The following is a 15082-nucleotide window of genomic DNA, read 5'->3' as shown; positions in this document are numbered from 1 at the left end:
TCACGCCGGACCACACCCCGCCCCGGCGCGAGAAGCTATGACCATCCACAGTCGTCACGCTTCACGCCCCAGCGGCAACCTCCGCAGCGAATAGCAGTGGGCAGCAAACACTTTCGCTGCACGCGAGCAGGTCGTCGCAACCGGAGGCCAACGCTGCCCGCAGGGTATCTCGAACGGCAGCTTGGGTCTGTCCAGATATCTGGACAGACTCCGTCAGAGCGAGATGTATCGGATGATCAGCAACTTCGCCGAGATGACACAGTGACAGACCCGACCAGCTCGTTGTCCTGGCCGGGGCGGTCAGCTGGGGTTATGCCGTCGGCGAATGGTTCTTACGTGGTTACGAACCCTCATCCTGCCGATGAGTCGGCCGAGTATTGGCTGGCTGTCCAGGGCGGCGCACCGGGTGTCGGGGAGAGCGTCACCGTGATCTCGGTTTTGCCTGCGGTTTCCGAGCCTGGGAGTGGGTAGGCGTCTTCCAGCCAACGGTGGATGTTGTTGCTGCGGGCTTGTAGCCAGGTGCCGGTGGGTTTGTCGTCGACGAATACCTCTGCCGACTGGTTGCCGGCGATCTGGTCGGAGATCCGGCGCAGCAGAACGCCGCGGTTGTCGGGATGTATCTGCAGCCGGAAGGTGATCCGGCCGCTTCCCACGTCGACCGTGCCGGGCACCGCAACCGCGTCTTGGGTTCCTTCATACTGGCTGACCAGGTGGTATCGGGTGCTGTCAGGGGCGGAATAGGCGTGCTGGCTACGACTGGCCGGGTCGGCGAGGTCGAGGCTGTCGCTGTTGCTCATCGCGGCGTCGGGTTGGGTGTACAGGAAGGTGGTGGAGCTGTAGTCGGCGTCGATGAGGTCCCGTTTGCCGTGTTCCATGCCGAACCTGATCCCCGACCGGTAACCGATGGCGTCGGCCAGCATGACCCGGTAGGTGGACAGACAGTAGTCCGCGCAACCGGGACTTGCCCCGTCGTGGGCCGGCATACCGGTGAACGGCGCGCTGTAGTTGGTTCCGCCGATCGGGAAATGATCGGGTTCCGCCTTGATGTCGGGCGCCCATTCGATGTGCGCCAGAAAATACCAGCCACCTTCGTAGAAGTCCTCGGTTCCAGTGCCATACAGCTGCGGTGAGCGCAACCCGTCCACGTACACTCGCTCGGCGCCTTCGAGGAAAGTCGGGGCCGCAGGCGAGAACGAGGTCGGCGTGCGGGTGCCGCGCATGGTCGCGTTGACACCGACGATCTTGCCCTGGCCGGACCGGTCGGTGAACATCCAATCCTTGCCGGATGCGGTCGGCGCGGAGTCGGAAACAGTGGTGAAGTAGCCGGCACTGTGATTGTCCAGCGCCTTGGCCCACTGCGGATCCGGCGCGTACGCGACGTCGGTGTGGACTCCGGCGATCTTATTCATCGTGGTGTTGACCAGGCTGACGTGTACATCGTGCCCATACGGCATGGGCCACCAACTCGACATCCAGCCGTTCGGGTCGCCTGCGAACAGCAACGACCGCACAGGGTCTGTGCCCAGGCCGGAGCCGAAGTACTCACCCACCGGTGTATCGACGGTCTGGTGCCCGTCGAACGATATCCGCAGCCGTAACCCGGATCTGGCTTCCTCACTGTCGGCCGAAAGCCGCAATCGCAGCGCCGCGATACTGCCCGACCCGGTCGCTGTCGCGATCGGGAGCGTCGCGCCGGGCGGGACGTCGACAGTGTGCGTTTCGTCATGGGTTCCCGCGAGCGCGGGTTTGGGGTCGCGGGTTCCGGCTGACTGGAGGGCCGCCACCACATCGTCGGCGTGGTCGGATGGATCGAAGGCCCGTACTCCGTCCGCGCTAGGGAAATGGCGGTAGTAGACGTGGTAGTACTTCAGCTTCGCCTGGACACTGACGCGCATCGAGTCGCGGTAGGCCATCGGGACTTTGATGTACACCCCGCCGCCTGCCTGTTGGGCGTTCGCGACGAGCGGGAACATGTAGGGTGCGCCGAGGCTGCCGTTGACCACCGATTGCAGTGGAGCGTTCAGCGCGGTTCGCCCGTCGAGTTCGATCTGGATGTTCCCCATGGCCGAGACGTCACCGCGGACACCGTTCACGTCGTTGGTGAACCAGATCGAGGAAATCTCACCCGCCCCGGTGCCCTGGGCGATCACGCATCCCGCGCCGCCCGTGCTCAGACATCCCCCGCTGCCGTTGTCATTTCCGGTATATGCCTCATAGGTGCCGCCCGAGCGATCGAAACTGGAGAACTCGAGCGTCCGGGAGTCGTCCTGGAGATACGGCAATCGATCCAGTCGGCGGTAGGTGTCCCAACCGGTCAGCGGCACTTGGGTTTCCGTAGGGTGTGCTCCCTTCGACACAGACGTGCCCGGTCCACTAGTGCAGCCGGTCAACAGCATGATCACCCCCGCAGCGGCGAACCCGGATAGCACAGGTCTTCACCGGCTCCGCCTCGACATCACGGCAAGAATCTCCGCCACCTCCTCGACCTCATGAACGTGATCGAGATCTTCCAGCTCGACCACCGGAGCTGTCCCCAGCGGTACCACCACATCCGGGAAGGCCACCCCTGGATGTCGGCGATGGATGCGGGTTACCGCACGGCGAAAAGCGAGCCTCACGAGCATGTTCGGAGCCGCCGGTAAGTCGCCCGTGACTGGGCAGCGCTTGGTCGTGAACGTGAGCCACCACACAGGAGCTGCGGTATTCGTGGTCGCGAATCTGAGAACCACCACGGAGTCGTAATGGCTAGATGGCCGCGCGTCACCAACCGGTATCACTGACATACTCATGCGGCCTGGCCACTGAAGTCACACACAGGAAACTGGCCTCTACGTGGAGAAACTCCTCTTCGACGCTTGATAAGAGAAGTTATCGAGCTTCAGAACAAAACATCTCCAACCGACTTGCCGGGGGGTAGATACTCCACAGAAATCCATGCTTCGGCTCGCGCGCTCGGATGCGATGCCGGAGGCCGCCAGCGGCCTCGAAGTTCGACAGAACACCAGGTCAACGGCAGGAATACCGCCTTCCCCAAGGCTACAGAAGAACCTGGGACACACAGCGGTGACGAGCAACCGAATCGAGAGCCCCGCTCGACCGACCAGCCGGTGGCCTTGCCCGGCCAGACAGGCCACCCGCCTCCTCGAGATGCGATTCCCCAACACGCTGCGGTACGCCGGCGCTCGCCCGCAGCGGTCAGGACAGCTAGAAACCAAAGTCCGTGTCGGCGCCCCCTCCCCCACACGATCGATGACTCGGGCCGCGATCCACCGCTCTTCCCGAACTCGCAGCGCACCTGAGCTCCGCCATGGGTTCTGGTGCGCCATTTACGCAGGTCAGCAGGCAATTGCCCCCCATTTCCTCGTGGAGCCGTTTTTGGCGCAAAATCGGGCACAGACACCATTTGGGCGCCCAGTTCGCCCCACGGCCCAAATAGGGCACATTCTCGCTATCGTCAGGGATTGAGACACCGGAATATGACCGAAACTGTCAGCTTTGTCCCGTGAATCAGCATCCTCTCAGCAATCACCATGCCACGGGTGGTTCACCCGCGGACGGGGCGCCCCGGCAGCCGGTGAAGGATGAGAAGACGGCGATGCCGCCGCACTCGACGCCACTGCCGAGGACGTTCGGATCCACTCGGCATCACGGTCTCGGCCCCGGATCGACAAGACAGTTCGCCGACATCCCACCGAGGTCATCGTCTCGCTGCCATTGGCCACCGCTCCCCCATCAGGGCCGCGCGTCCGTTCGCCGTGGCGACCACGCCGAGGAGGTGAGAGGTTCTGCGCTCCGACCTTGGAGGATTCAATACACCTCTCCCGCGCCGGGCGATCGGCGACACAGGGCAATTCGGGTAACTCATTGCTCGATCGTCGAACTCTGCACCCTGTCGGGTATCGACGAAGCGACGACACAATCGAGCCCAACACAAGTTCTCAACGTCGATGGCATGTCGGCTGCCTGCCAGCAGTACTCGGAGCCGCGATCGTCGCCCACGTCCGGCATCACATTCGACCTTTCGGTTCCCCCAAGGTTCCAGCGGATCGGCACGATGCACGGTGCATCTCACCGCTATCGACAATCACCTGGGGTTCGGCGCACAAGACTTCGAATCGTGCCGACAGCCGCCGCACGGTGTTGAACACCTCCGCGGTTGCACGAGGGTCCGCGCTTTGAGGTCGGAACCAGCTGCCACGCCGGACGCTTGCCGCTGTCAGTCGCGCTCGACCGATCGCTCATCGGATCCGTATCCACTTCCCCCGGCCCGCTTGTCCGTCATGCCCTCCGAAAGGCGCGTACCTATGGGTGTTGCCGACGCCGGTGCACCACCGACGAGCCGCCCGGAAGATGCAGCCGCGAGCGCACACTCCCCGGGCACCCGACATGTAGGCAGGCTTCGATTTCCAACGAGTCCTCGTCTTCGAATCCTGTTGCCTGGGTAACGCGAATCCGCCGGTTCTCGGAGGTCTTCGTCACTCCTGAGCGATGCGTGCCGCTCGCGGTACCGATTTGCTTCGCCTGAACCGATCCCGCCATTGAAGACGAAATGCACAGCCCTCCTCGTTGCAATGTGAACCGGGGACTTGGATGCTTCAGTAGCCGCTTCGAACGAGGCGGGGGAGGTCGGCTGGGCATCCGTGTGGTGACTCTGACCCTACGTTTGATTGCCGACGCCGTCCATCAGGTCGGGCATTGATTTCGGGTTTCGCGCTAGACTTCGCTGCAGCAACGACAGGCCGAGTGCGCAACGCGGAGAGGAGGAGTCATGACGGAGCAGTCCGCGAATGTGCACCCCCGGCCAGCTTCGATTCCTTCCTCCTCCAGCGCCCGCAGACGCCCTCGATCCTGGCCTGACGCACAGGCTGATCTGGCGATAGAAAAGCGTCCCTGCCTGCTGTTTTATATGAATGCATGCCATTCGACCGTCAATGTAGCCGTCAGTACGACCGTTGCTAACGTCGTACATACGACGGCTTCACAGACTGATCGTACGACGTTAGATACGACAGTGCGTACGACGTTAGCAACGGCAGTACATTCGGGGGCTTTGCGTACCGACAGAACTGCGATGTCCTGTGCCAATAGTGTGATCGATCATCGGAACGGTCGACATGCCGCTAAGATCACTTCGTCGCAGGCCTTTCGGATCGTTTCACAATGTGCCGTATGCATGAGCAGTGTTGGGGCCACTGCAATGGTCTTTTACTTGGCCTGTGAGAGTTCCATTGGAAGCACTCCTGATATGGCAGCATTTCGAGTCAGGTTTGGCGCATCGAAACGGGTACGTCAAAAGATCACTGAACCTGTTCGTTTTACGGATGTCTATCAGGTCTTTGTGCAGGTAGGTTCAGTGCCGCCGTATGCGGTCTTGTCATCTACGTGTGTTCAGACAGTTGAGAATGTGGTACACAAGCCTCGTGTGTCGACAAGAAAGACAACCGTGACCACCACCGGTCGAATGGTTGTTCCTGTCGCATCATTTGATGGGAACTCCTCGGCCCATCATTCGACACCACTAACACCTCTACATCAGGTAGATTTCTGGACCGCACTTACGAACAGTCTCTATGCATGTTCAGAGACCGCTATTCGGGACGTCGTCAGTACTGTTGATACGAAAGCTGAGAAGGTCGACGAATCAGCCGTCAGCATGGCGAGAACTCAGCTCATCGAACATGGCACACGTCATGTTGCTTCTATGCTCGGAAAACCTGCGGTTCCTCATGCAGGCAGCTATGCATGTCAACTTGGCGTATACGGTGCCTGTGTCACTTGCGTTCCAACGACAGCACCCATGGACAGGCGCGACGCCTCTTCTCTCACCTCGCATGCGCACCAACGAAAGATCGCTGATATACCCGGAAATCCGCCCTGTACTCCTGAAGCAGACATGGCAGCTCCAATGAACGCCGTCGCTACCTCGCCAGAGACCCTGAAACCAACCGCTGGACAGGGGATCTCGAACGCTTCTGTCTGGACCAGCAACCCGGTCTGTCCCGCGAGCAAGAAGCAGGCGTCTTTCCGGGTCTGATGCGAGGTAGACACACTGGGCATTCGGGTGATGGTCTCCACTGTCGCATCACCTTCCCGTTGATTGCTCGGACGCTGTGCTGGAAGGGAGATATGTTGCGTGGGACAGGGATTGACGATCTGACCAGCCTTGGGACAGAACCGTCCGAAGAGTGCGACACACCCCCTTCCGGTTGTTGTTCGTGAGGTGATCACTCGGGTAGCGTCGTCGGCGTGACAAGTACGCGTTTGCTGCCCGTTCCCCGCGCCGTGAGACGAACCATCTTGGTGGCCAATCAGAAGGGGGGAGTGGGCAAGTCGTCGATCGTCGCCGCCATCGCGGTGGCTGTCGCCAAACGGGGCAAACGAGTACTCGTCGTCGACGCAGACCAGCAGGGCAACTGCACCATCCGCGATCTCGGCGTCAACGGTTCCGACGAGGGCCGCTCCCTCGCCATGACTCTCCAGTACGGGTCCGCGCTCGAGCCGGTGCTCGATGTCCGCGAAGGCCTCGATGTGGTCTGCGGGGGAAAGCTTCTGGCCATGGCGGGCACCGTGGTGTCCAATGCTGAGCAGCACGGGATCGACCCTCGCCACAACCTGCTGACCGCGCTGGAGGCACTGATCGAGTCGGGTCGCTATGACCTGGTGCTGATCGACTCGGGCCCGGGGGACCGTGGCGTCCTCGACCTGCTGTTGCAGGTGGTGAGCTGGCTCGTCGTGCCGACCAAGGAGGACGACGGCAGCATCGACGGCGCCGAGTTGCTGGCCCGCCGGTATCTGTGGGCCCGCAAGAACGGTGCGCTGGTCGAGTTGATGGGAATGATCCTTTTCGATTGCAATCCTCGTGCCGTGCGTCGCAACGAGGACACTCTCGGCAAGATCATGGATCTGCTGGACGGCACCGGAATTCAGCCCTTCCGGAACTTCATCCGCCAGGACAAGGCGACCGCGCTCGACGCGCGAGCATTCCACCTGACCCCGGAAGAGCTGATCAACTTCACGCCGCCGAAGGCCGGAGACAGCGCCGGCGGCGAGGACGGCCCGACCAAGCGATGGTCACGTGACACCGAGCCGCTGGCCTCGGACTATCAGGCCTTGACCAAGGAAATACTCGTTCGCCTGGCTACCGGCGAACGCACGAAGGAGGCTGTGTAAATGAGCCGCAAAGGGGCTTTCAAGGCCGACGATCTCGACGACATCGACGATCTGCTCCCGCCGCCTCCACCCGTCGCCGCGCCGGTCGCGCCTGTCCCTACGCCCGAAACTGTCCGCGTCGACCCCGTCGCGGCCTCGACCGCGGCAAAGTCGACCCGCAAGGTCCCGGCTAAGGCCGCCGCCGAGACCGCGACTCCAAAACGGCCGCGCCAGACCGCTGTTCGTGCCCGCGCCACTCAGTCCACGCCCGAGGCCCATGTCGCGGCCGTGGTCGCCGAGGCGCTGCGCCAGGTGACCCACCGTGAGAAGCAACAGCGTGGACGTGGCCGCAGCTACGGCGAGGTGGTGCTCGACGCCATCGAGCAGTTCGAAACCGAGCTGCGAGACCATTTCGCCACCGCGGCCGCCGCACAACCCAAGGGGCGGTTGTTTCAGCGCGTCGACCACTCTCGTCCGCGGCGGCGCCGTCACGCCGAACCTCCGGTGAAGATCCCGCTCGCCGGGATCATCACCACCGACGTCGAATCGCTGGACACCCTGGCCGAGGAGTGGCATGCAGGCAGTCGCAGCGCACTCGTGGACCAGGCACTGAAGTTCTATCTCGCCGAGGAGATCGCTGAACGCGCCGGTGACTCCGAGGACTCCGAGACCTCCGAGACCTCAGCGGACAACTCGGCAGCGATCTGACCCGACCGCACAGCAAGGCCTTCGGGGCGTACGCCGCTCGGTGGTACACGCCCCGAAGGCGGGGTTTGCGGACGAGGCCGCCAGTGATGCCTGCTCGATCATCTGGAGCGCGGTGGACCTGATATCCGGGGGCCAAGCCGAGAACAGCCGGGGCCTCTGTGGGGACGTGCGTGGCCAGGCCTCACGGCGGAAGTGTCAGCGGCCGCGGTTGCACTGGTGACGTGCTGCGAAAGCGCTGCGGGGGTCGCCAGCGGTTGGTCATGAGGTGCGATCTTCGAACGGGGTCCGAAAAGGCGTGCCGGGAAGAGGGTGGGTGTCCGGTGGGTCTCGACCGAACGGCATTGAGGGACATCAAGCCCGAGCCTGGAAGGGAGGGAGTCCGGATCCTGGTTGCGGACAATGTTGCAGGACAACCAATTCCACCGCGATCAAGTGTGGGTGGACGGATCAGACGCTCGGAGAAGAACTTTCACGGCTCGGACGGCCGGGACATTTGGGGGTGCGGCCGTGCGAGGTCTCTATCCACAGCCTCCACCACCCTACTACAGGAATCTCTTCTAGGAAAAGAACTACATGGGGCCGCGATTTATGGCGTGTCACCTGCGGAAATACCGTGTCGGTGTCCGCAAGTTATGCGTGCGGTGTCCGCAAGTTATGCGTGCGGTCCTGGGAAAACAGTCTCGGGCCTGTCCGCGAGATATGCGTGAACAGAAGCCTTTTCGGCCACGTTATCCACAGGCTGAGTCCCCACGCGTCCGCAGGATATGCGTGGATAACCGCAGCGATCGGGTGTCCGCATCTTATGCGGAGCTACTCGTAATCGAGCACGCATAAGACACGGACACGCCGGAGCAGAATCCGGTCGCAACCAGCACCCAAGCTGTTCCAGCCCGATGGCGCGACCCGTCATGGCCACGCATATCTCGCGGACACAAGTTATCCACCGTCCGCGAGATATGCGCACGCCATGTCCCGATGTCCGCAAGGTATGCGCGGGCCGGGGTCGAACGTCCGCAAGATATGCGTGCCGATCGTGGGGGCGTCCGCAAGTTATGCGTATCGGGGGGAGTGGTCGGGCGAGGTGTACGCACCCAGCCGGGCGGACGTCCGCAAGGTATGCGCAGCCGACCGCCGGTCAGCGCGTGTCCGCAAGATATGCGTGTCCAGACCCCTGTTCCTGGGGCCGGAATCCAGGCCTCTGACCGCGGCGGTGTCCGCAAGTTATGCGTATCCGCCCACACAGTGGTGGCGTGTTCACCAGCGGATGTCCGCAAGATATGCGCGTTAGGCAGTGCGGAGAGGCTCTGCTACCGGGGGTGGGGGGAGAGAGAACCGAACACACCGGGGCCGGGGTGAACTGGCAAATCCCGGCGTACGTGCAATGCTAGGGGCCATGCCGCGACCCAAAAGATCTCCTTTGGACATCGTGCGCGCTGCCGCCGAGGTGTGGGATGGCGAGCAAGAGGTCGGCTACCTGGCTCGTGTGTTCACCCAGACCTCGCTGCCGTACCGGGATCCGGGTGACGTGCCCGCCTGGGGACGGCGCAACGGCGACCTGGCGCTCACGGTGCAGCCCGGAATGACCACAGACGAGAACAACAAGCCGCAATCGATCGGTTACCCCTACGGCACGATGCCGCGCCTGATCCTGACCTTCCTATCGACCGAGGCGGTCCGCACCGGATCCCAGGAGATCGTGCTCGGCGACAGCCTCACCGATTTCATGGGCTCGATGGGCCTGACCGCGACCGGCGGGAAGAACGGGTCGCTGACCCGGATGCGTACCCAGTCGCACCGGCTGTTCAACGCCACCTTGACCATCGAGTACAAGGGCGACGCCAACCGGCGCATCGGTGCGAAACTCTATGTGGCCAGCGCCTACAACATCTGGTGCGGCAGCGACGACGAACAACCGTCGCTGTTCACCTCGACGGTGCGGCTGAGCGACGAGTTCTTCCGCGAGGTGACCGCCCATCCGGTCCCCCTGGACATGAACGCGATCAAGGCGCTGGGCGGATCGGCGTTGCGCCTGGACATCTATGCCTGGTTGACCTACCGCATGTTCTCGGTGAAACGGGAAACCACGGTGCCGTGGGAGTCACTGATGGTGCAGTTCGGTTCCGCCGCCGACAGTTCCGATCGCCGCCGCCGTCACCAGTTCCGCCGCGATTTCACCGCCGCCCTCAAGCAGGTCGTGATTGTCTATCCGCAGGCCAATGTCGACACCACCGACGCGGGAGTGGTGCTGCGGCCCGGTCTGCCGCACATCCCGATGGCTCCCGGATTCCGCGCGCTGGCGCGCCCCTGAATCGATGCTCCCGGAGCCCTTCCCGGAGACGGCGTCAACTCGGCTGGACGAGAGGCGATTTCGACTCGTGTCCGATCTCCGCGAGATATGCGGTCGGGGCGGGGTATTCCAACGGCTGGGAAGTCCCGAAACTCATGCGAAGCTGGGGCTGTGTCACGACCGAAACGCAGCCCGCTGGACATCGTGCGTGCTGCCGCCGAGGTGTGGGATGGCGAGCAAGAGGTCGGATATCTCGCCCGGGTGTTCACCCAGACCTCGCTGCCCTACCGCGACCCGGGTGACGTGCCCGCCTGGGGACGGCGTAACGGAGACCTGTCGCTCACCGTGCAGCCGGGCATGACCACCGACACGAATAACAAGCCGCAGTCGATCGGTTATCCGTACGGGACGATGCCGCGGCTGATCCTGACCTTCCTGTCGACCGAAGCGGTCCGCACCGGCTCCCAGGACATCGTGCTCGGCAACAGCCTGACAGATTTCATGAATTCCATGGGGTTGGCTGCGACCGGGGGGAAAAACGGATCCCTCACGCGCATGCGCAATCAGTCGCATCGTCTGTTCAACGCGACCTTGACCATCGAGTACAAGGGCGACGCGAATCGCAAGGTCGGTGCGAAACTCTATGTGGCCAGCGCGTACAACATTTGGTGTGGTGGCGAGGAAGAACAGTCATCGCAGTCTGCCTCGACGGTGCACCTGAGCGATGAGTTCTTTCGTGAGGTGACCGCCCATCCGGTCCCGTTGGACATGAACGCGATCAAGGCCCTCGGCGGTTCAGCTCTGCGTCTGGATGTCTACGCCTGGCTCACCTACCGCATGTTCTCGGTCAACCGCGCAACCACGGTGCCGTGGGAGTCGCTGATGGTCCAGTTCGGTTCGGCCGCCGAATCCAGCGATCGCCGCCGCCGTTATCAGTTCCGCCGCGACTTCACCGATGCACTCAACCAGGTCGTGACGGTGTACCCGCAGGCCAATGTCGAGCCCACCGATGCCGGCGTGGTGCTGCGCCCGGGCCTTCCACACATTCCGATGGTGCCGGGTTTCCGGACGCTGGCCCGTCTCTGAGCGGAGTCGCCGAGCGGCCGTTCAGAGTTCGTCGACGAGTGCGGCCGCCTCGCGTGCGCAGCCGTAGGCGATCGTGACGCCGGAGCCCCCGTGCCCGTAGTTGTGAATCACCGGGACGCTCGGCCAGCAATCGGTGTCGAGCTCGAGACGGACCTCTGCTCTGCCCGGGCGCAGACCGACCAGTGTTTCGATGACCCTGCACTCCGCCAGCCGCGGCGCCAGATCACGGCATCTGTCGAGGATCGACTGTGTCAACTGCGGATTCGCGGTGGTGTCCCATCGATCACGATCCAGTGATCCGCCGAGGATGCAGTCGTTCTCCCGGGGATGGACGTACGCGCGTCCGAGCGGGTGCGCCTCGTCACGAATCGACACCGACAGGCCCGGATTGGTCACACGCACGATCTGGCCGCGGATCGGATAGGTTTGCCGATCACCGACCAGTTCGCTCGCGCGCAACCCCGCGCAATTGACGACCACATCCGGTGCCAAGTCCGCGAGATCGTCGAGCCGGCGCACCTTCCGATGCAGCCGATGCCCACCCGCGGCATCCACCCGATCACGAAGGTACGGAAGGTATGTCGGCATCTCGACGAACGGGACGGCAAACCGGAAGCCGAAGTGGTAGCCCAGCGGCAACTCACCGCGATCGGCGGTCCGAAAAGCGCGGACGCTGCTCGACCACGTAGGTACTACGGGGTCTTCCCGGTACAGGGCCAGCGATTCCCGCATCCTCACCCCCGGCGTCTCCTGCGCGGCCAGTGCCTCCAAATACTCGAATGTTTCAGCACCCCAAGCGCGCACTCGCTCCGTCGGCCCCGCAGCCGTGGGGAACCACACGGCCGCAGAGAGGAAAGACGTTGTGGCTGTGATTGATTCGTCGCTGATAATGGTGACTTCATGCCGCCGACGCAGCAGCTCCGCGGCGGTGCCGAGGCCCGAAATCCCTGAACCGATCACAATCACCCGCACGGCGACGAGCGTATCGACCACGGCCGCATACCTGTTGCCAGCGGTGGTGAGAAGCTGTCCGCGAACCGATAGCGTCGTCAGTCCGACAGCTAGAGCCCTTCCGAAATGCCTGGGTCATGGTGGCGAGTGATACCGGACAGCTTCTCACCGGACCGCCCGTGCACCCCACAGAGCATCTCTTCGAGAGACGGGTCGAACGCCGATATCTTCGGAATCGATGGCCACCAAAGGCTTTCGAGCTCGTCGTCGCCCTGCCCCCAGTGTAGAGGGCATGCACTCGCCATCTCCTTGTCCTACCATCCATTCAGGACAGGGGGCTGCAGGAGAAAGCGTACGTATTGTTCTTGATGTGGATGAGGCTCCTCGGTTTCACCTTCGATCACACCGTGACGGCACTACGGCAGATGCTGGCCGAGGGATCCGTCCAGCGGCGAGGGCGGCTCTTCCTTGCGGGACAACGCCTGATCGAGCAACTCGGCAATCGCACGGGTCGTCATCAGCCGGCCAATCGCCAGGTTCGTCTCGAAGGTGGTGCGGTCCTTCGGTCCTCGCTCGGATTCCGCATACGCTTTGCCCGCCAGCGGATACAACAGCGCTTCGGCATACCGCTCCACCAGTCGATCACAGTCGAAGCGCAGCCGCTCGACCAGTTCCACCGCGGTCGATACGGCCAGGCCCGCATCGACGAGCCGGGTTGCCAGATCACAACACCGCGGGTTCGACAGCCGGTAATCATTGAGTGGATCGTCGCTGGAAGCGAGTGCCCTTCTCAGGTAGTCGGGCAGGCCGGGGGAGTGCTCGGCGATTTGCGGCGTCACCGGTTCTCCGCCCTCGGGCTGGTCGGTGACGCCCAGAATGTCGGCCAGTCCGTCACCGCGGTCCCAGGCATCCAACAGCTCACGGATGCCGTTGAGCTTCATCCCGCGGCTGAGCAATCGACTGATGGTCTGCAGTCGGTCGAGATGGTTGTGTCCGTAGTAACCTATGCGTCCGCGAACATCGGGTGAGGGTAGGAGCCCGCGTTCGTGGTACACGCGGACACTGCGCACGGTAGTGTCCGCTGCCCGCGCGAGTTCATCGATCGTGTACTCCACTGTTGTGCTCGTCCTCGGGATCAAGTCTGCAGGTTCACGACGACTCGGAGCTAACGCGCCGTCGTTCAACGATGCAACAGAACTGCGCCCAAGTCAATGTCCCGTTACATAACGGGAAAAGCCTTGCGGGGTCCGGCTGGTCTCCGTTAACGTGCGAATTGCCGGCCATGGCAGCCGGTTTCCGGGGACTGTTGAGCAGCCCTGACGCCCGTCCGATCAGTGGGGCACGCCAAAGCCTTTGTGCCCTCGCATCATCCGGAGACGGCTATGAGCTTCACCATTGCCCCTGTACTGGACAGGGCTACCCGTGTGACCAAGACGACCAACAGCGCGGTCCGGTCCAATCGACCGCCGTGCTCGGAGGGGCCGAACGACTGGGACCTGGATATCGGCACACCAGATGCCTGGCGCGCCGCGGTCGAGGTCTGCCGCAGTTGCCCCCTGCTGACCGAGTGTGCGCAACTCGCGCAGGGATTCATCGATCGCGGCGACGCACCCCGCTCGATGATCTGGGCGGGGGTGCCCTACGACAACTCCGGGAAGATCGTCGAGAACCTGGATCGGCACCGCATCGCCCCTTTCGATCGGAAGCGGCCCATGCGGATCATCCGCACCAGCACCAGCCCCAGCCCCTCACACCACGAACTGGCGTCGTCGGCTCCACGCCGACACCTGGTACTCGGTCAACAGTTACGCCCGACCGGTACCGATGGCGCATAAGCCCGGGGACGGACCCGATCCGATGAAATTCCTTCTCATCAGAGGCGATTCATGACTTTGCTGGCACTGGCAATCGGTGACGGTCAATTCGCCGCCGCCCAGGTCGCGGCCGGTGCCGACGCCGATCAGGTCGGCCGGATCCCGCAACCGACCCGGGATGTGTGGCCGGCCTGCCGGGACCTGCTGCTGGACAAGGCGGCGGGTACCAGCGTCAGCGCGGTGGGCATCGCGTGCAGCGGACCGATCGATATGGCGACCGGAGTGGTGGCACCGAGCGAGATCCCCGAATGGCGCACCGGGTTCGGGATCGTGGAGGCGGTGCGCAAGACCTTCCCCAGTGCGGAAGTGACCCTGGCTCTCGACGGTGTGTGCCTGGCTTTCGCAGAGCGAAGTCTCGGACCTTTGCGAGATGCCGTGGATTCGGTGGTGATCTCAGCATCCACCCACATCAGCGGTGGGCTTCAGATCGGTGGGTTCACCGTCGTGGGCCGGACGGGCAACGCCGGGAATTTCGGTCATACCCTGGTTCCGGGCTTCGACGAGCCCTGCGAATGCGGCGGAAGGGGCTGTCTCGACGCCGTGGCCGGTGGTGCCGCCCTGCTCCGATGGGCTCGTACCCAAGGCTGGCGGGGAGACTCGGCGACCGAATTGGTCCGCGCGGCCGACCAGGGTGACCACATCGCCCTCGCCGCCGCCGACAGAGCCGGCACCGCGCTCGGCCGCGCGATCGCGTCGGTCGCAGTCCTGCTCGACGTCGACCTGGTCATTGTCGGCGGCAGCCTGGCGCTACCCGGCAACGCGCTGTGGAGACCGCTCGGCAAGGCGGTCGCCCAGCACGCCAAACAGTCCTACCTGACGACGCTGCGAGTGGTTCCCTCCACGCTGGGCGAGGACGGCGTGCTGATCGGGGCCGGCGTGATCGCGGTGGTGAACGGGTCGCGTTGAGGCGCGGGTCGGGGCCGTCATCGCTCGGTGGTCACTTGGGTGTTGCCAGGCATCGCGCCCGACCGGCACAACGAAAGTCCGTTGAATGAGCCGCTAAATAACGGTACATTGAATTCTGGCC

General features: G+C 63.4%; 9 protein-coding genes. 6 read left to right on the top strand and 3 right to left on the bottom strand.

Annotation, left to right across the window (positions count from 1 at the left end):
• Nucleotides 1-350: 350 nt before the first annotated feature.
• The gene (locus ABZ909_RS27400) at nucleotides 351-2324 is read right to left on the bottom strand and encodes a glycoside hydrolase family 172 protein (RefSeq protein ID WP_357004750.1); all 1974 of its coding nucleotides are present in this window, start codon (nucleotides 2322-2324) and stop codon (nucleotides 351-353) included.
• 3922 nt (nucleotides 2325-6246) lie between these two features.
• On the opposite strand from ABZ909_RS27400, the gene ABZ909_RS27395 reads away from it, so the two are divergent.
• The 4 genes from ABZ909_RS27395 (at nucleotide 6247) to ABZ909_RS27380 (ending at nucleotide 11230) form a co-directional block, all read left to right on the top strand.
• The gene (locus tag ABZ909_RS27395) at nucleotides 6247-7170 is read left to right on the top strand and encodes a ParA family protein (RefSeq protein ID WP_357004748.1); all 924 of its coding nucleotides are present in this window, start codon (nucleotides 6247-6249) and stop codon (nucleotides 7168-7170) included.
• Complete coding sequence (locus ABZ909_RS27390; RefSeq protein WP_357004746.1) at nucleotides 7171-7857, top strand: hypothetical protein; 687 nt, start codon at nucleotides 7171-7173, stop codon at nucleotides 7855-7857.
• Nucleotides 7858-9250: 1393 nt separating this feature from the next.
• Nucleotides 9251-10165 carry a replication protein RepA gene (locus ABZ909_RS27385; protein ID WP_357004745.1) on the top strand — a complete coding sequence of 305 codons (915 nt, stop codon included), beginning with the start codon at nucleotides 9251-9253 and terminating at the stop codon, nucleotides 10163-10165.
• 240 nt (nucleotides 10166-10405) lie between these two features.
• A complete protein-coding gene (locus ABZ909_RS27380; protein WP_357004742.1) occupies nucleotides 10406-11230 on the top strand; it encodes a replication protein RepA in 825 nt (274 codons plus the stop codon).
• 21 nt (nucleotides 11231-11251) lie between these two features.
• Here ABZ909_RS27380 and ABZ909_RS27375 read toward each other — a convergent pair whose 3' ends face one another.
• Together ABZ909_RS27375 and ABZ909_RS27370 are read right to left on the bottom strand one after the other, a co-directional pair.
• The gene (locus tag ABZ909_RS27375) at nucleotides 11252-12223 is read right to left on the bottom strand and encodes an FAD-dependent oxidoreductase (RefSeq protein ID WP_357004739.1); all 972 of its coding nucleotides are present in this window, start codon (nucleotides 12221-12223) and stop codon (nucleotides 11252-11254) included.
• 374 nt (nucleotides 12224-12597) lie between these two features.
• The gene (locus ABZ909_RS27370) at nucleotides 12598-13296 is read right to left on the bottom strand and encodes a MerR family transcriptional regulator (RefSeq protein WP_357004736.1); all 699 of its coding nucleotides are present in this window, start codon (nucleotides 13294-13296) and stop codon (nucleotides 12598-12600) included.
• A 309-nt stretch (nucleotides 13297-13605) separates the two neighbouring features.
• Between ABZ909_RS27370 and ABZ909_RS27365 the strand changes: the two genes are divergently transcribed.
• On the top strand, nucleotides 13606-14016 hold the full coding sequence (locus ABZ909_RS27365) for a hypothetical protein (protein WP_357004733.1): 411 nt from the start codon (nucleotides 13606-13608) through the stop codon (nucleotides 14014-14016).
• A gap of 51 nt (nucleotides 14017-14067) precedes the next feature.
• Nucleotides 14068-14961: an ROK family protein gene (locus ABZ909_RS27360; protein ID WP_357004730.1), complete on the top strand. Its 894-nt coding sequence runs from the start codon at nucleotides 14068-14070 to the stop codon at nucleotides 14959-14961.
• Nucleotides 14962-15082 lie beyond the last annotated feature (121 nt).

It is taken from the genome of Nocardia sp. NPDC046763, from assembly GCF_040645495.1.
In the GTDB taxonomy this organism is placed as follows: Bacteria; Actinomycetota; Actinomycetes; order Mycobacteriales; family Mycobacteriaceae; genus Nocardia.
The sequence above is the reverse complement of the archived record's forward strand: the minus strand, read 5'-3'. Positions and strand labels throughout refer to the sequence as shown.

What these genes read in the sequence shown, in the direction of transcription:
- ABZ909_RS27385 (WP_357004745.1), top strand. Translation starts at nt 9,251, where the DNA reads ATGCCGCGACCCAAAAGATCTCCTTTGGACATCGTGCGCGCTGCCGCC.
- ABZ909_RS27360 (WP_357004730.1), top strand. Translation starts at nt 14,068, where the DNA reads ATGACTTTGCTGGCACTGGCAATCGGTGACGGTCAATTCGCCGCCGCC.
- ABZ909_RS27390 (WP_357004746.1), top strand. Translation starts at nt 7,171, where the DNA reads ATGAGCCGCAAAGGGGCTTTCAAGGCCGACGATCTCGACGACATCGAC.